Origin of the sequence: Microbacterium kunmingense (assembly GCF_023155745.1) — a bacterium.
Classification (GTDB): domain Bacteria; phylum Actinomycetota; class Actinomycetes; order Actinomycetales; family Microbacteriaceae; genus Microbacterium; species Microbacterium kunmingense.
The window spans coordinates 47,166-62,992 of record NZ_JAKNUS010000001.1 but is presented as its reverse complement, the minus strand read 5'-3'; the positions used below and the strand labels follow the sequence as shown (position 1 = coordinate 62,992).

Here is a 15,827-nt window from a genome sequence, read left to right as displayed (position 1 = left end):
GACGGCCGCGAGGGCACCACGAACAGCGCGCGATCGATCCGAACGCAGCCGCATGTCACCCCCCAGGAGCATCGACGTCCTCGGAGAATCTAAGCACACGGGGGCTGTGCGATCGCCCGGGCCGTAGGGTTTCCCCTGTGACCCACCGGTTCGACGAATCCACCGTCGCGGCGATCCTCCGCCACATGAACGACGACCATCGAGGCGACAACGTGCTCATCGTCAGCGCCTTCGGCCCGTCGGGCACGTACCGGGCTGCGAGGATGACCGGGCTCGACGGCGCCGGCGGCGAATGGGCGGCCGAGACCGAGGCGGGCGAGGAGGTCGCGGTGCGGGTGGACTGGCCCGGGGGCGCGATCACCGAGCGCCCCGAGGTGCGCCGCGAGATCGTCGCGCTCTACGACGAGGCCTGCCGTCGCCTGGGCGTGACCCCGCGCCCGCACTGATCCGCGCTGGTTAGGTGACCCTAAGTCGCCTATGATGAGCGCATGGCCGACCTCATCCCGTTCTCGGCGGCGCTGCGCGAGCGCTCGAGCAGCGCGCACTCGTCCAGTGAGCGCTCCGGCTTCATGGCCGATCTCCTCGAGGGCGCGGGAACCCGTGAGGACTACATCGCCCTCGTCGCCCAGCACTGGTTCATTTACGACGCGCTGGAGTCGGCCGCCGAGCGGATGCGCCGCGATCCCGTGGCATCCGTCTTCATCTCCGACAAGCTGACCCGGCTCCCCGCCCTGGAAGCCGACCTCGCCTTCCTGCTCGGTGACGACTGGCGCGACCGCATCAGCCCGCTGCCGACGACCCGGGCCTACGTCGAGCGCATCCGACAGGTCGGCGCCACCTGGCCCGGCGGATTCGTCGCCCACCACTACACGCGCTACCTCGGTGATCTGTCGGGGGGCCTGTTCATCGGGCGCCTCATGGCCCGACGCTTCGGCTTCGAGACCAACGGCATCGGGTTCTACCTGTTCGACGAGATCGCCGACCCGCGGGCGTTCAAGGAGGTCTACCGCGAGCAGCTCGACGCCGCCCCGTGGGACGCCGACGAGCAGGAGCGCGTCATCGGCGAGGTGCTGCGGGCCTACCGCTACAACACCGAGCTGTTCGAGGACCTCGCCGCCGCGAAGGCCGCAGCCGTCGCCTGAGGATCAGGATGCCGCGGGCCGGCGGACGTGCTCGTGCATCCATCTTGCGACATCCGGATCCACGCGGATGTCGCTCGGCCGGAGCGGCCGTGACAGGTAGAGCCCGTCGAGCGAGGTGAGACGCGACAGCGCCACGTAGGTCTGCCCGGGTGCGAAGGCGCCCGAGCCGAGGTCGATCACCGCGCGGTCGTAGGTCTTGCCCTGCGACTTGTGGATCGTCACCGCCCACGCCAGCCGCAGCGGGAACTGGGTGAACTCGGCCACGACCTCGCGGGTGAGCGTGCGCGACCCGGCGTTGTAGGCGTAGCGGAACCTCTCCCACACCGCCGGTTCGACGTCGAACTCCTGCCCGTCGACCTCGACGCGCACCGAGCCGCCGGCGATGCGGGTGACCGTGCCGATGGTCCCGTTGACCCAGCGCGGCGGGTCGCCGTAGCCCTGGGTGTCGTTGCGGAGGAACATCACCTGCGCGCCGACCTTGAGCTTCAGCTCGGTGTCGGCGGGGTAGTTCGCCTCGCCCCGCCCGAAGTCGCCGTTGATCTCGGCGACCGCGGTCTGCTCGCGGCCCACCAGCTCGGTGAGGTGACGGCGGTTGATGTTGTTGACGATGTCGTTGCGGGTGGCGAGCGTGATGATCGGGTGCTCGCCGTCGTCGGGGTGCGGGGGCGTGCGGGCGCCGGTGTCGTTGAGCACCTGCGCGATGTCGGCGGTGACCCGTCCGTGGCGGACGGCGTTGAGCATGGCCTTGAAGGCGGGGTCTGCCTGCCGGTGGATCTCGGCGAGTTCGCGCACGTGCAGCGACGCGCCGTAGGCGCCGAGCTCCATCAGACCGTCGCCGGCGACCTCGCCCGTCCACACCTTGGCGTCGAAGAACCAGAACGAGCGGTAGTGGTCGCGGATGTAGCGCATCTCATCACCCCGGGGCGGCACGGGGGCGAGCTGGTAGGGGTCGCCGAACATGACGATCTGCACGCCGCCGAAGGGCTCGGCCCGCCGGCCGCGCGCCTGCCGGAGGGCGCGGTCGATGCCGTCCATGAGGTCGGCGTTGACCATGGAGATCTCATCGATCACCAGGGTGTCGATGGCGTTGAGGATCCGCCGGGTCGCATCGGACTGGTCGAGGTCGGTGTTCGCGATGAGTCCGATCGGCAGCCGGAACAGCGAGTGGATCGTCTGCCCCTCGACGTTCAGCGCCGCGACGCCCGTCGGCGCGCAGACCGCGATCTGCTTGGAGGTGTTCCAGGCCAGGTGCTGCAGCAGGGTCGATTTGCCGGTGCCGGCGCGACCGGTGACGAAGACGTGGTCGCGCGAGTCCTCGATGAGCCGGAACAGCGCCTCCTGCTCGGCGGAGAGCGCGGGCGTGGTCACCGGTTCATGGTAGACGGATGCCGCGGCCCGGCGTCTGTTCGACCGGGGGATCTGTGGGCCAGCGCCTTGTGCCCGCCACGACGCCGGTGACGATCTCGCGGAACCGCGGGCAGGTGGAGATGTCGTGGGCCTGGCAGCGCAGGGCGTGCTCGGTCATGAGGCGCGACCGCTCCATCTCCGCCATCCGCTCGGCGAGGTCGGCGAGGTGGGCCTCGAGCACGCGGTGGCGTTCGGGCGCCTGATCATCCAGCAGCACGCGGATCTGCTCCAGCGACATCCCCGCCGCCTTGCTGCGGAGGATCACGGCGATCCGCACGAGATCGTCGTCGCCGTACCTCCGGCGTCCCCCGCCGTCGCGATCCGGTGCGAGAAGGCCCGCGTCCTCCCAGTGCCGGAGGACGTGGGTGGGCAGGGCGAAGCGCGCCGCCGCATCGCCGATGGACAGACCGCTTGACTTCATGTCGACATGAAGTCACACGATGGCCCTCATCGCAACTCTCGAGGAGGAATCATGTTCGACGCCATCGTGATCGGCGGGGGACCCGCCGGACTTCAGGCCGCCCTGACCCTGGGCAGGATGCACCGCGAGGTGGGGCTGCTCGACTCGGGCGAGTACCGCAACGCCTCCGTCGCGCACGCTCAGAACCTCGTGACGCACGACGGCCGGGCGCCCGAGGAGATCCGGCGGCTCGCCCGCGCCGACCTCGCGGACTACGACACGGTGCGCATCGTCGACACGACTGTTCGCGCCGTCGAGGCGCGGGATGACGGCGGGTTCGCCGCGGTGACCGAGGACGGCGTGTTCGCGGCATCCGTCCTGATCCTCGCGACCGGGCTGCGTGACGAGCTGCCGCCGATCGCGGGGCTCGCGGAGGCGTGGGGGCGAGAGGTCGCGCACTGCCCGTTCTGCCACGGGCACGAGCTGAGCGGGCGCCGGATCGCGGTACTCGGGTCGGGGGCGCACGCGGCGGCGCACCGGGCGATGCTCTCGCCGATCGGATCGGAGGTCGTGGTGGTCGATCCGGGCGTCGTGGTCGGCGTCGACCGAGTCGCCGAGGGTCTGGTGCTGCGGCTGCGGGACGGCGAGGCGATCGAGGTCGGGGGCCTGTTCGTGCAGCCCACCTCGACCCAGCGTGCGCCGTTCGCGGCGCAGCTGGGGCTTCGGACGCTCGCCTCGGGCAGCGTGGAGGTGGATCCGATGGGGCGCACCAGCGTGCCGGGCGTCTTCGCGGCGGGCGACATGGCGCACACCGCGGCCATGCCCGGACCGATGGCATCGCTCGCCGTCGCGATCGCGGCGGGTCAGCTGGCCGCCGCGGCGGCCGTTCACCAGCTCGTCGCGCGGGAGATCGACGCGGAGCGGGGAACGGTTTCCTAGACTGGGCCCATGCAGCAGGGGGCGGCGGGGGGCAGGCGGCGCTCGCGCTCGCGCTTGGCCACCGACCTCGCGCTGCTCGGCGTCGTCGGTGCGCTGCTCGTCGCCGCCTTCCTCGCCGCCGGCGCGACGCTCTACCGCGAGTTCTACAGCCCCGCCGCCTTCGTCGAACGCTACCTCGGGCTCCTCGCCGACGGACGGGCCGCCGAGGCGCTCGCGACCCCGGGGGTCGCCGTCGACATCGAGGCGCTCGAGGCCGCGGGTCTTCCCCCGACCGCGTCGCAGGCCCTGCTGCGCCGCGACGCCCTCGCCGCCCTCGGCGGCGTCGAGATCGTCGGCGAGGAGGAGGACCGCAGCGTGACGCGCGTGACCGCCGCGTACCGGACCGGTCAGTTCGAGGGCACGACGACGTTCGAGGTCGAGCGCGACGGCTCGGTGGGGCCGCTTCCCACCTGGCGGTTCGCGACCAGCCCGCTTGCGGTGATGCAGGTGGCGGTGCAGGGGTCGATGACCTTCGACGTCAACGGCTTCTCCCTCGACAAGCGGCAGGTCTCACCCGACGGCATCGACGCCGACCCGTCGGCGCCGGTGTCGCTGCTGGTCTTCTCCCCCGGCATCTACTCCGTCTCGGTCGACACGCCGATCGCGTCGACGCCCGGGGTCGCCGTCGTCTCCGACAGCCCCTTCACCTCGGTGCCGGTGTCGCTAGAGGCCCAGCCGACCGAGGAGTTCGTCTCGGTCGTGCAGCAGCGGGTGGAGACCTTCCTCACCGAGTGCGCGGCGCAGGAGGTGCTGCAGCCGACCGGATGCCCCTTCGGCTACCGCGTGCAGGACCGCATCGTCTCACCCCCGACCTGGTCGATCGCGCAGCAGCCGGTCGTCCGCCTCGAGCCGGACGGGGCGAACTGGATCATCCCGCCGACCCCGGCCGTGGCGCGCATCGCCGTCGACATCCGCTCGCTCTTCGACGGCCGCGTGGAGAGCACCGAGGAGGACGTGCCGTTCACCCTGGCGGGGAGCATCACGGTCGACCCGGAGAACCGGGCGACGATCTCGATCACGAGCTCGGAGACGCAGTGAGCCGGTGACGCCCGCGACGCCGGGTCGTCCGGGAGTCAGCGGCTGACGCGGGCGTCGCGCTCGGCACGCTCGGCGTCGCGCTTGGCGAGCGCGGCGAGCTGGGCGTTGTAGGCCTCGAGTTCGGCGTCATCCGTGCGGTCGGCGTGACGGTCGCTGCGCTTCTGATCCCGCGCATCGCTGCGGCTCCACTGGATCGCGACGGTGATGGCGAGGATGAGGGTCGGGATCTCGCCGATCGACCACGCCAGGCCTCCGCCGATGTACTGGTCCTCCAGCGGGGTCGGCCCCCAGGTGCGTCCCATCGACCCGAACCACTCGGCGACCATGAGGCCGGTCTGCATCATCATCGCCACCCCGAAGAAGGCGTGCATGGCCATGACGCCGATGAGCAGCAGCAGTCGGCCGGCGTAGGGAAGACGCCAGGGCACCGGGTCGATGCCGATGAGGGTGAGGGCGAAGAGGTAGCCCGTGATGAGGAAGTGGGCGATCATCCACTCGTGGCCGAGGTGGTCGTAGAGCGACCACCGGAAGAGGTCGGTGTAGTAGAACGCCCAGAGCGACCCGATGAAGAGCCCGGCAGCGACGAACGGATTCGTCAGGATACGGGAGAGCGGGGTGTGCACGGCCCAGAGGATCCACTCCCGCCCGCCGCGGGTGCCGTCGTCGCGCTTGTGGATCGCCCGCGCCGCCAGGGTCACCGGGGCACCCGCGACGAGGAGGGCGGGGATCGCCATCGACAGCAGCATGTGGCCGAGCATGTGCACGCTGAAGAGGTAGTCCTGGTAGGCGTTGATCGGCCCGCTCGTCACCCAGAACAGCAGCACGATGCCGAGGGTCCACAGCACCGTGCGGTACAGCGGCCAGCGGTCGCCGCGGCGGGTGAGGCGCCAGACGCCGGCGAGGTAGAAGAACAGCCCGAACCCTGCGGCGGTCGCCCAGAGGAGGTCGAGGTCCCACGCCGTCAGCCACCGGTCGAGGGTGAACTCGGGCGGCAGGGGGGCGCCGGTGAGCACCTCGGCCGGGGTGCGCACCGTGGGGAGGGCGGTGTCGACCGGCGGGGGCGTGCGGGCGAGCGCCGCAGCGGCGCCGCTGGCGATGCCCATGAAGGCCAGTTCGACGGCGATAATTCCCCAGAAGCGGCGGCCCGCGGCATCCGGCTTCTGATCCAGTCGCGCGATGGCGCCGCGGCGGTACCAGGCTCCGAAGACACCGATGGCGAGGAGGGCGATCACCTTGACGGCCAGGATCGCGCCGTACGGGCTGAGGAGGGCCGCGGGGGTGACCACGCCGATGGCGGCGCGGACCGTTCCCGAGAGGGCCACGACGAGGAACGCGGCCAGGGCGATGCTCGAGTAGCGGCTGAGCACGACGGTGAGGCGGGAGCGGTCCAGGACCGGCCGGAGGATGACGAGGAGGAGGAGCCCGCCGAGCCAGGCCGCCGCGGCGATGATGTGGAGGGCGAGGGCGACCACGGCGGAGTTGTGGTTCGCCTCCTCGCCGGAGTGACCCTGCGTCGCCATCGGGATGAGCGCGGCGATGGCGGCGATCGCGACGATCATCGTGGCCAGCCACGAGCGCACCGCGAAGGTGAGGACCGTCAGCGCGGCGCCCGCGATCGTGGTGATCAGCCAGGCGCGCCCGGGCTCGGTGTCGACGAGGAAGCGGCCCAGCTGGGCGCCGAACTCCGCACCGGCGTTGATGGCCGGGTTGAACGCGTCGACGAAGGTGAGGAAGCCGGTGGCGGCGGCGGAGACGGTGAAGATCGCCGCCGAGACCGAGGCGGTGTCGAGGGCGACGTCGAACTCGCGCTCGCCCGCGCGGAGGGCGAAGAGGGCGAGGACCAGGGCGCCGACCATGCCGGCGGCGGAGAGGTTGACCAGGAGCTTTACGACCGGCAGGCCCCAGCGGGCGACGGGGCCGGGGTCGCCGATGAGCAGCGGGGCGGCGCCCCCGCCGAGGGCGAGTCCTGCGATCAGGGTGACGAGCGCCGCGGCCACCAGGATCACGGGCCCGGCGGCCCGCAGCGCGCGGGAGTTCACCCCTCCAGCCTACGTGGGGGCGGTGGGCGAGGGCTGGGTGCCGGGGAACGCCGAAGGGGGATGCCGCGTGTGCGACATCCCCCTTCTGATCAGCGTGCGGTGGTGATTACTTCACCGCAGCCTTGAGCTTGGAGCCGGCGGTCACCTTGACGCGCTTGCCCGCGGGGATCTTGATCTCTTCACCCGTCTGCGGGTTGCGGCCGGTGCGAGCCGAGGTCTCGACCTGCTCGAAGGAGATCCATCCGGGGATGGAGACCTTGCTGCCCTTGGCCACCGCCTCCGACACCGTGGAGAAGAGCGAGTCGAGCACGCCGGACACGGCGGACTGGCTCTGACCCGTGGCGCTCGCGATGCTCGCGACGAGTTCGGTCTTGGTGATGGACTTGTCAGCCATGTGGATTGTCCTCCAGGGCGACCGCGGGTCGCCTTCTGCTACGTGGACCGGGGCGGGGTTCGCCGCCGGCTGGTCGGACCGACCGGGGTCGAATATACCCACGGAACCGCGGAATTTCGCGGATTTCGGCTCCTGGCGGACGGAATGGGCGGCGTGTCGCCCGATCTGTGGTGCTGTTGTGACGCCTGAGGCGCGCGGACGCGCCGGATCGCCGACCTCGGCCGGGGAATCGGTCAGGCACCGTGAAGCCGCCGGAGGGCGGCGACGACATCGGCGTGCCAGCGCCGGGCGGCCGGGAGGACCCCGGTGAAGATCGGGGTGTCGTGGGTGACACCGAGGTACTGCACTGCGCTGGCGTCGACGCCGGACGCGCGGAGCGCCGCGGCGTACGCGGCACCGTCGCCGCGGAGCGGATCGAACTCGGCGGTGAGGATGACCGCGGGGGGAAGATCCTCGTGCGAGGCGGCGCAGAGCGGCGATGCGAGAGGCTCCCGGGCGGCCCGGCGGTGGGGCAGGTAGGTGCGAGCGACGGAGCGGAGCTCGCGGAGCGCGATGACGGTCGGCACGCCCAGCGCACGGGTCGCCCCCAGATCGAGATGGCGACCGGTGAGGTCGAGCACCGGCACCTCGAGCACCTGGAGGCGGAGAGGGAGCGGATCCGGATGGTCGCGGTTGATGAGCGTCACGGCGGCCGCGAGGTTCGCTCCGGCCGAGGTGCCGAGGATGCCGATCCGGCCGGCGTCGACCCCGAGCTCGGCGGCGTGGGCGAACAGCCAGCGGAGCGCGACCGCGCTCTGCTCGACGGCGACCGGATAGCGGTGCTCGGGAGCGAGGGCGTAGTCGACGGCGACGAGGACGATGTCGGCGTCGACCGCCCGGCGACGGAAGCCGGCGTCGGTGGTGGGGTAGTCGATCCCGCCGATGCGGAACGCGCCGCCGAAGAAGGCGAGGACGGCGGGAAGGGGTGTGCGCGGCCCGGTGGGGTCTCCGGTCGGGTCGGGCGACGGGCGCGGGTCGTAGACGCGCACGCGCACGGCAGGACGCCCGGGCACGTCGACGAGGTGCTCTTGGGTCCGGATGTCGGGGCCCGGGATCCCGACGGTCTCGAGCTCCTTCCGGTCCCACGCGAGCGCCGCCCGGCGATGCTTCGCCCGCGCGCGGGCGCGCGGGCCGGCGGGGGTGCGATCGGGGGCCGCCGGTCGGCGGGATGGGCGCGCCGCGGCATCCGTTCGCGTCTTCTGCGTCCCTGCGCTCAGCGCGTGCGCGAACGGCCAGAGCGACGTGAGGCGCTTCTTCGCGGCGGCGAGCGCCTGGCCGATGAGGTAGCGCCGGTGCACCCGGAGGCGTTCGGCGAAGATCGGGTCAAGGGGCATCGGGGTCCTCGGTGTCCTCGGGGATGCGTGAAGGGCGGGAGCTCCGGAGAACTCCCGCCCTTCAGCGGCTGGCGCGTGTTACCAGGAGGACTTGGTCACACCGGGCAGCTCGCCTCGGTGAGCCATGTCGCGGAAGCGCACACGCGAGATGCCGAACTTGCGGAGGTTTCCGCGCGGACGGCCGTCGATGGCGTCGCGCTGACGCAGGCGAACGGGCGACGCGTCGCGGGGCAGCTTCTGCAGGCCCAGGCGGGCGGCTTCGCGCTCCTCGTCGGTGCTGGTGGGGCTGACGAGAGCCTTCTTCAGCTCGGCCCGCTTGGCCGCGTAGCGCTCGACGATCTCCTTGCGCTGGTTGTTGCGCGCGATCTTGCTCTTCTTGGCCATGCGATCAGCGCTCCTCTCGGAATTCGACGTGCTTGCGGATGACCGGGTCGTACTTCTTCAGCACGATGCGGTCGGGGTTGTTGCGGCGGTTCTTGCGCGTCACGTAGGTGTACCCCGTGCCGGCGGTCGAGCGCAGCTTGATGATCGGACGAACGTCCTGAGCCTTCTTCGCCATTAGAGCTTCACACCCTTCGCGATGAGGTCCTTCACGACCGACTCGATGCCGCGGACGTCAATGACCTTGATGCCCTTGGCCGACACGTTCAGCGTGATCTTGCGACCGAGCGAGGGAACGTAGTAGGTCTTCTTCTGCACGTTCGGGTCGAAGCGGCGCTTCGTCCGGCGGTGCGAGTGCGAGATGTTGTGACCGAAGCCGGGAACCGCTCCAGTCACCTGGCACACTGCTGCCATGGTGATGTCTCCTTCTGTACCGTGACACCGGACGGTGCCACCCAAGATCCCTTGTCTGCACCCCGATTCGGGCGCGACCGTGGGCCGGCTTCGAAGGAGGGGTACGAACTACACGCTGGAGTGCGCGCAGACAAACCTCGATGCTACCGGATGCCGCGTGCCCGACCTAATCGCCGGGGCGGCGTTCGGGCGTCTCGGCCCCGCACGATCGGCCGCGCTGTCCAGTGTCCACCGTCCTGCTGACGCGCGGACTGCCGGTCGAGGATCACGCGGTCAGGCGATAGCGGGCTTGCCCAGCCAAACGCGGCTTTCGCTGTGGATCGATCCAGGGTGGTGGCACAAGGTACACACGCGCGTCGATCCCGGGACCGTCGACGACGATCTCCCACCCGTCGGAATGAAGACGATGATGACATCCGGTGCACAGGAGAACGCCGTTCGCGAGGTCGGTCCTGCCGCCGTCCCTGTTCCACCACGAGATGTGATGCACGTGACACCACGCGGGGGGTGCGCCGCAGTCGATGCATCCGCCGTCCCGCTCTCCGATGGCCAGCTTCTGAGCCACGGTGAAGAGTCGACGAGCGCGGCCCCAGTCGAGGATCTCGCTCTCGCCCCCGAGTACACAGGGGATGACCTGCCGGTCGGCGGCCATCCGACGGATCGCCCCGGCGGGCACCGGCTGCGCGAGTCCGTCGATCGTCGCGATGCCGAGGCCGCTTTCGAGCGCCTCGAGGTCCATGCGGATCACCACCGTCGCCGACGGCGCGGTCGGAACCTCGTCGCATCCTATGGCATGCCGGCAGATGTCGGCGAGAGCGTCGGCGTTCATCTGCCTGACCGAGCGGGCATCCCGCGTCGCGTCGTCGGCATGCTCGTTGCGACGAAGGTGAGCGCCGACGAGCGACTCGATCGCGGCCTTCACCGGCGCCCCCGTCTCGACATCGAGCTTGGCCGAGATGACCAGCATGCCGTCGCGCTCCTGGATCACCAGCGTGCGCGCACCCCGCAGCTCCTCGTGCCGCGGGGCGACCCCGTCGGGATCGAGATGCGCCTCGACGCGTGCGATCAGCTTCGTCAGCTCGTCGGCTCGCAGCCCCGGAGCGAGTTCGCACAGCTGTCGCTCGGCGTCATCGAGCCGCGCGGCATCGACACGCAGGGCGAGCCTGGTCAGCAACGTCACGATCGATGCGGCCGCCGTCATCCCCATTCGCCCCTCGGATACCGCGCCGGCGACGTGCGGATGCTTGGCCGGAAGCGGTTCGCCACTGAGCGCCGTGCGCAGCGCGCACGCCTCGCCGACCTGGATCATCCGCGCGGACTCGCCGACCGTGGTGCCGGTCATCGTCGAGATGAGCACCGCGGGTGTCGCGAAACCCTGCTTCTTCGCCAACGAGTCCCGGCCCAGCTCCCCCCGCGACTGTCGCGCAACCTCTCCCGCGACCGCAGAGTATGCCGCGTCCACGTGCCGCTTCAGCGACCCGAAGGCGTTCGTCACCGCTACCAGCTCGGCGGACGAGAGTGCCGCCGGCATCCGGTCTCCGCCCGCGCGCACCAGCGCGTCGAGCGCTTCTGCGATGCCCGCGAGCTGTGATGTCATGTCGGCAGTTTAGTACTGATGTTCTATTTGTACAAGACTTGTATGGGAATGTTTCTTCGATATAGTTATCGAGGAGGGCGGCGGAAGACCCTCCGCCCGGTCACCGTCGAAGGAGGCACGACATGTCCTTCCAGGCTTATCTCGACGCCGTCGAACGCAAGACTGGACTCACCCCCCGACAACTCGGGGACATCGCCCACGAACGCGGGCTCGACGCACCGGGCGTGAAGGCGACCGAGATCATCGAGTGGTTGAAATCCGACTACGACCTGGGACGCGGCCACGCGATGGCGATGGTCCATGTCATCACCAAGGGCGACCGGATCAACCCCGCGCACGTCGGGTCGGGCGGCGCACCTGCCGACCCGAGCGACCGTCTCTGGCTCGACGGCGTGGCGACCAAACCCGACGGGTTCTGAGACCCCGAGGCTCAGCCGATGCCGTCCCCGCCCTCGCTGCTCACCTCGCGCGCGCCGCGTCCCCATCGGAAGGCGGAGACCGTCGGGTCGCCGTCGAGCCAGAAACGCCACGGGAAGGCCGACGTCCCGGCTACGCCGGCGACTCCGACTCTGGGTCCGGAGACGACGCCGGCAAGGAGGTCACTCGGGAGGAGCAGCGCCGCCGTCGCTCCTGCGTGCGGCCGAGACGTGATCGCGTCGATCCCGTCGTGCAGCGGATGCCGCAGGCCGACCGCCTGGCCGAATCGACCTGGCCCTCGGGCGAGGTCGCGATGGCGGGGCCCCGGGAGCCGAGTGCCCGCGCGGCGCCGCGTCGCGACATCCGTCCCCCTCACGACCTCCCCGGCCCGGAGGAGGATTCCGCCCGCCGTGCCCTCGGGGCCGCAGACGACGTTGACGCACGAATGGATGCCGTGACTGAGGTAGACGTACAGGTGACCGGGTTCGCCCCACATCGTGGCGTTGCGGGCGGTCGGGCCCATCCGGGCGTGCGAACCAGGATCGGGCACCGGGCCCGTGCCCCGCCCGTGGTATGCCTCGACCTCGGTGAGCCGTACGGCGACGAGCTCGCCGCCCACGTTCACCTCGAGGACTCCCCCGAGCAGCCGTGGCGCGACGTCGACCGGCAGGCCCGCGAGATCGGCGCGCGTCGCGGGACGGAGCGCTGGGGGCGACCCGACGGGTCGGCGCGAGGTCACGCTCACCGTGGGGGAACCTGGCACCACGAGATGTCGAAACCTTGCAGCGAGACGACCTGGGTGCCGTCGTCGATCTCGACGATGCGGGTCTGCAGTCGCTCGGGGAGGGGGAGCCGGTAGTCGTCGTAGGAGTTCTGGGCCGCGGCGGGAGCGACGAGCACGGCGAGGTAGCGTGCGCTCGGCGACACACAGGTCTGCACGACGGCGTCCTCGGCCCCGATCTCGGTGAGGGCGCTCGTAGCGCCGTCGGCTCCGACGCGCACGACCGCGGTCGACCCGGTCGGGGTGCCGTCGGCGCCGAACACCGCAGCCGAGCGGATCGTTCCGCCATCGGGCATCGGGGTGATCGTCGTCACCGTTCCGAGGTCCGTCGCGGGAACGGCGAGCGGCTCCTCCGAAGCATCCGTCAGATCGATGACCGCGGGGCCGTCGGCACGTTCGACGACCGCCTCGGACGACCCGCGAGCGATCCCGCTGATCGACAGCGCCGTCCCGAGCGCCGTCGAGTCGGCACCGTCTGCGCCCGTGAGGAGAAGCTGACCGTCGAACGAGAGGAGCAGGATGCTGTCGGTGTCGGGCACGAAGCGCCACTCCGCGATGCGGGGGTCGGCGCCGTCGATCGCGATCTCGGTCGGCTCGGTTTCGGCCGCGCCCTGCGCGAGCGACGCGGTGTACAGACGGCTCTCGCGGGCGCCCTCGGCGCTGACATCCTCGTCGGTGTACAGATACCCCACCACCTCGCCGCGATCGGCGCTCTGCAAATTGGTGACGAACCCGTCGCCCGGGAGCGGGAGGCTGCGCTCGTCCTCACCGGCGAGGTCGGTCACGATCAGCTCCGCGGAGCCGTCGTCGTCGAGCACCGACATGACGAGATGGCGTGAGGTCGCGCGGAAGTCCTCGATGTGCGGGTGCGTGAAGACCGCCTCGGCATCGTCGCCCGTGAGGTCGGTGCGGAACACGGTGTCGGCACCCTCGCCGCGCTGGAGGAGGAACACCTCCGCCCGCGGGGTTCGGAACGACTCGGTCACCTCGGTGGCGGGTCCCCCTCCGGCGGCGGTGAGGCCCTCGATGGTGATCGTGTACTCCGTGTCATCGCGCAGCGGCAGACCGAATCGCACACCGAGACTCCGGCCCGACGTATCGACCGCGAACGGCACTTCGGGCGTGATGGTGACCTGGTCGGCACTCACCTCGGCCAGCGGCAGCGACGTGGAGACGATCAGTCGACCGCCTGATGCCGCCGCCGCGGCCTCCGGATCGACATCCACCGCTGTCACACGAGGCCCCTGGAGAGTGCTCACCGCGGCGCCCGCGAGACCCAGGACGGCCAGGAGCGCTGCGACGACGAGGAACGGCAGAAGGAAGGCCCGCCGAACCGGCGGCCTCGACCCCGCGGGGCGCGCGCGGTCAGTACTCATACGGATCCTCGGGCTCGTCGATGAGCTCGACCGTCCCCGCATCGATGAACAGGCGCCCGTCGGAGTTCGCCCGCACCATGCCCTCGACCGTGACCCACTGGCCGGTCTCGGCGTCGGCGGATGCTTCGTCCTCGCCGACGGCGACGGGGATGCTCGCCGACTGCGCGTCGATGACGCAGTGCGTGATGACCAGGCGCGACAGCGCGAATCCGCCGTCTTCGCCGGGGGTGACGAAGCCGGTCAGCGTCACCGGATCTCCGTCGAACGCCTCGGGATTCGTCGCCGTGGCGAAGACCGCCGACCATTCGCCCACGCCGAACGAGGCGGTGTCCCCGGTGCGTGCCAGGGTGACCACATCGGTTCCGCCGAACAGCGGCGGCGCCCCGACGTCGCGTGAGATCGCCAGTTCGGCGGAGAGCGAGCGAGGAGGGAGCACGAGTGTCAGCAGCACGACCGCCGAGGCGAGGACCGCCCCGGTACCGGTCGCGAGCAGTCCGAGCGAGCGTCGGCGCGAGGCGCGCGGCACCCGCGAAGGCCGCGGGGAGCGCGAGAGCGGTTCGGACCGCGTGGCGCGCGAGGCACGTTCTGAGCGCTCGGTGCGCGACAGGTGGTTCGAGGATGCTGCGGCGCGCGCCTGCGCGCGGGTGAGCACGGGAGCGGCGACGGGCGTCGGGTCGTCGGCGAGAACGCCGTGCCCCGAGCCGTTATCCCCGTGCCCGCGCCCCGAGCCGTGATCGCCGTGCCCGTGCCCGTGCGCCTCACCGTCGCCGTGCCCGTGCCCCGAGCCGTGATTGCCGTGCCCGTGCCCGTGCGCCTCACCGTCGCCGTGGTCGTGACCGTGGTCCTCCTCCGCCCCCATCGGCAGGAGGAAGCTCAGCACCGCGCCCAGCAGCACGAGGACCGACATCGACACCGCGAACCACGACGATTCGGGGTTGATGTAGAGCCCCAGCCGCCCGGTGAGGGCGAGCGAGACGGTGATGACGGCGAGGATCGCCGCAAGGCCGACGCCGAGCCAGCGCGTGAGGAGGGCGGAGCGCTCAGGCAAGGAGGTTCACCCCCGTACCGATCGCGAAGGCGGCCAGCAGCACGACCACGACGACACCGGCCAGCGCGCGGGTGGTGAAGGTGGTGCGCATGAGGGCGAGCATCTTGACGTCGACGAGCGGCCCCACGAGGAGGAACGCCACGAGCGAGCCGGGCGTGAACGTCGAGGCGAAGGACAGCGCGAAGAACGAGTCGACGTTCGAGCAGATCGACACCACCATCGCCAGCGCGATCATCGCCACGATCGACAGCGCGGGGTTCGAGCCGATCGCCAGCAGCACCTCGCGGGGGATGAGAACCTGCACGGCCCCCGCGATCGCCGAACCGATGATGAGCGCCGGCATGACCGCGCGAAGCTCGACGACGAACTGCGCGAGGCTGCGCCGTCCACGCTCACCGAGGGCGCCGGCCGAGCCCGCCTCGACCGGGACGCGGACGAGTGCCAGCTCGCACGTGTCACGGAACCGGTCGGTGAGGAGGGCGTCCGGGCTCGGGTGACGGCTGTACAGCCACCCGATGAGGTTCGCGATGAGATACCCGCCGATGAGTCGGACGACGAGGATCCCGTCGTCGAACCCGAAGGCGGCGTGCGTGGTGATGATGACGATCGGGTTCACGATCGGCGCGGCGATGAGGAACGTCATCGTCTCGGACACGCTGAATCCGCGCATCAGCAGCCCGCGCGCGAACGGCACGTTGCCGCACTCGCAGACCGGGATGAGCATGCCGAGCAGCGACAGCACGGCCCGGCGCGCCCACGCTCGCCGCGGCATCCATCTCTCGATCAGTCCCGGCGGCACCCACACCTGCACCGCGATCGAGAGCACGACGCCCAGCACGACGAAGGGCAGCGACTCGATGAGCACGCTGACGGCGAGAGTGAGTCCGTCCTGCGCACGGGTCGGCAGCGGATCGGGGAAGATTGCGGGCGCGAGCGCATCGACGAGGAAGAGCCCGACCACGACGGCGACGCCGATACCGAGCGCGACCAGCGCCCGCGCGGTCGCCGAGGGCCGCGACCCGTCGCGGGTCACGGTCCGAGC

Annotated in this window: 18 protein-coding genes; 5 read left to right on the top strand and 13 right to left on the bottom strand. The window is 70.9% G+C overall.

All coding sequences use genetic code 11. The annotated features are described in order from the left end of the window. The first annotated feature begins 137 nt into the window (after positions 1-137). A complete protein-coding gene (locus MA875_RS00390; protein WP_248239541.1) occupies positions 138-446 on the top strand; it encodes a DUF2470 domain-containing protein in 309 nt (102 codons plus the stop codon). Positions 447-488: 42 nt separating this feature from the next. Further along, positions 489-1,142, top strand: coding sequence for a biliverdin-producing heme oxygenase (locus tag MA875_RS00385; protein WP_248239540.1), 654 nt, complete (start codon positions 489-491; stop codon positions 1,140-1,142). 3 nt (positions 1,143-1,145) lie between these two features. Here MA875_RS00385 and MA875_RS00380 read toward each other — a convergent pair whose 3' ends face one another. Further along, positions 1,146-2,510 carry an ATP-dependent DNA helicase gene (locus MA875_RS00380; RefSeq protein WP_248239539.1) on the bottom strand — a complete coding sequence of 455 codons (1,365 nt, stop codon included), beginning with the start codon at positions 2,508-2,510 and terminating at the stop codon, positions 1,146-1,148. Positions 2,511-2,514: 4 nt separating this feature from the next. After that, on the bottom strand, positions 2,515-2,970 hold the full coding sequence (locus tag MA875_RS00375; RefSeq protein WP_248239538.1) for a MerR family transcriptional regulator: 456 nt from the start codon (positions 2,968-2,970) through the stop codon (positions 2,515-2,517). 51 nt (positions 2,971-3,021) lie between these two features. On the opposite strand from MA875_RS00375, the gene MA875_RS00370 reads away from it, so the two are divergent. Both MA875_RS00370 and MA875_RS00365 read left to right on the top strand, forming a co-directional pair. Beyond that, entirely contained in the window at positions 3,022-3,888 is an 867-nt protein-coding gene (locus MA875_RS00370; RefSeq protein ID WP_248239537.1) for an NAD(P)/FAD-dependent oxidoreductase, read from the top strand. Positions 3,889-3,897: 9 nt separating this feature from the next. Then, entirely contained in the window at positions 3,898-4,965 is a 1,068-nt protein-coding gene (locus MA875_RS00365) for a hypothetical protein (RefSeq protein ID WP_248239535.1), read from the top strand. Positions 4,966-5,000: 35 nt separating this feature from the next. On the opposite strand, the gene MA875_RS00360 is transcribed toward MA875_RS00365, so the two are convergent. The 7 genes from MA875_RS00360 to MA875_RS00330 all read right to left on the bottom strand — a co-directional run bounded on the left by MA875_RS00360 (position 5,001) and on the right by MA875_RS00330 (position 11,163). After that, a complete protein-coding gene (locus tag MA875_RS00360; protein ID WP_248239533.1) occupies positions 5,001-7,004 on the bottom strand; it encodes a bifunctional copper resistance protein CopD/cytochrome c oxidase assembly protein in 2,004 nt (667 codons plus the stop codon). Positions 7,005-7,110: 106 nt separating this feature from the next. Next, positions 7,111-7,398, bottom strand: a complete 288-nt coding sequence (locus tag MA875_RS00355) for an HU family DNA-binding protein (RefSeq protein WP_124291903.1) — start codon at positions 7,396-7,398, stop codon at positions 7,111-7,113. Positions 7,399-7,631: 233 nt separating this feature from the next. Next, on the bottom strand, positions 7,632-8,771 hold the full coding sequence (locus MA875_RS00350) for an alpha/beta hydrolase (RefSeq protein WP_248239531.1): 1,140 nt from the start codon (positions 8,769-8,771) through the stop codon (positions 7,632-7,634). 78 nt (positions 8,772-8,849) lie between these two features. After that, positions 8,850-9,155, bottom strand: a complete 306-nt coding sequence (gene rpsN / locus MA875_RS00345; protein WP_179561001.1) for a 30S ribosomal protein S14 — start codon at positions 9,153-9,155, stop codon at positions 8,850-8,852. Positions 9,156-9,159: 4 nt separating this feature from the next. Then, the gene (rpmG, locus tag MA875_RS00340) at positions 9,160-9,330 is read right to left on the bottom strand and encodes a 50S ribosomal protein L33 (protein ID WP_005051772.1); all 171 of its coding nucleotides are present in this window, start codon (positions 9,328-9,330) and stop codon (positions 9,160-9,162) included. After that, positions 9,330-9,566 carry a 50S ribosomal protein L28 gene (gene rpmB / locus MA875_RS00335; RefSeq protein ID WP_124291907.1) on the bottom strand — a complete coding sequence of 79 codons (237 nt, stop codon included), beginning with the start codon at positions 9,564-9,566 and terminating at the stop codon, positions 9,330-9,332. The genes rpmG and rpmB overlap by 1 nt, the downstream gene beginning before the upstream one ends. Positions 9,567-9,831: 265 nt before the next feature. Beyond that, on the bottom strand, positions 9,832-11,163 hold the full coding sequence (locus tag MA875_RS00330) for an HNH endonuclease (RefSeq protein ID WP_248239529.1): 1,332 nt from the start codon (positions 11,161-11,163) through the stop codon (positions 9,832-9,834). A gap of 122 nt (positions 11,164-11,285) precedes the next feature. Here MA875_RS00330 and MA875_RS00325 point away from each other — a divergent pair, with 122 nt between their 5' ends. Further along, positions 11,286-11,582, top strand: coding sequence for a DUF4287 domain-containing protein (locus MA875_RS00325; RefSeq protein WP_248239525.1), 297 nt, complete (start codon positions 11,286-11,288; stop codon positions 11,580-11,582). 11 nt (positions 11,583-11,593) lie between these two features. Here the strand turns inward: MA875_RS00325 and MA875_RS00320 are convergent, their stop codons facing one another. Genes MA875_RS00320 through MA875_RS00305 form a run of 4 tightly spaced genes read right to left on the bottom strand, consistent with a single transcriptional unit; the run spans position 11,594 to position 15,818 of the window. Then, positions 11,594-12,325, bottom strand: a complete 732-nt coding sequence (locus MA875_RS00320) for a DNA-3-methyladenine glycosylase (RefSeq protein ID WP_248239522.1) — start codon at positions 12,323-12,325, stop codon at positions 11,594-11,596. Next, a complete protein-coding gene (locus MA875_RS00315) occupies positions 12,322-13,737 on the bottom strand; it encodes a hypothetical protein (protein WP_248239520.1) in 1,416 nt (471 codons plus the stop codon). Before MA875_RS00315 ends, MA875_RS00320 begins: the two co-directional genes overlap by 4 nt. Then, positions 13,727-14,785: a TIGR03943 family putative permease subunit gene (locus tag MA875_RS00310; protein ID WP_248239518.1), complete on the bottom strand. Its 1,059-nt coding sequence runs from the start codon at positions 14,783-14,785 to the stop codon at positions 13,727-13,729. The genes MA875_RS00315 and MA875_RS00310 overlap by 11 nt, the downstream gene beginning before the upstream one ends. After that, positions 14,778-15,818 carry a permease gene (locus MA875_RS00305; protein WP_248239516.1) on the bottom strand — a complete coding sequence of 347 codons (1,041 nt, stop codon included), beginning with the start codon at positions 15,816-15,818 and terminating at the stop codon, positions 14,778-14,780. The genes MA875_RS00310 and MA875_RS00305 overlap by 8 nt, the downstream gene beginning before the upstream one ends. Positions 15,819-15,827 lie beyond the last annotated feature (9 nt).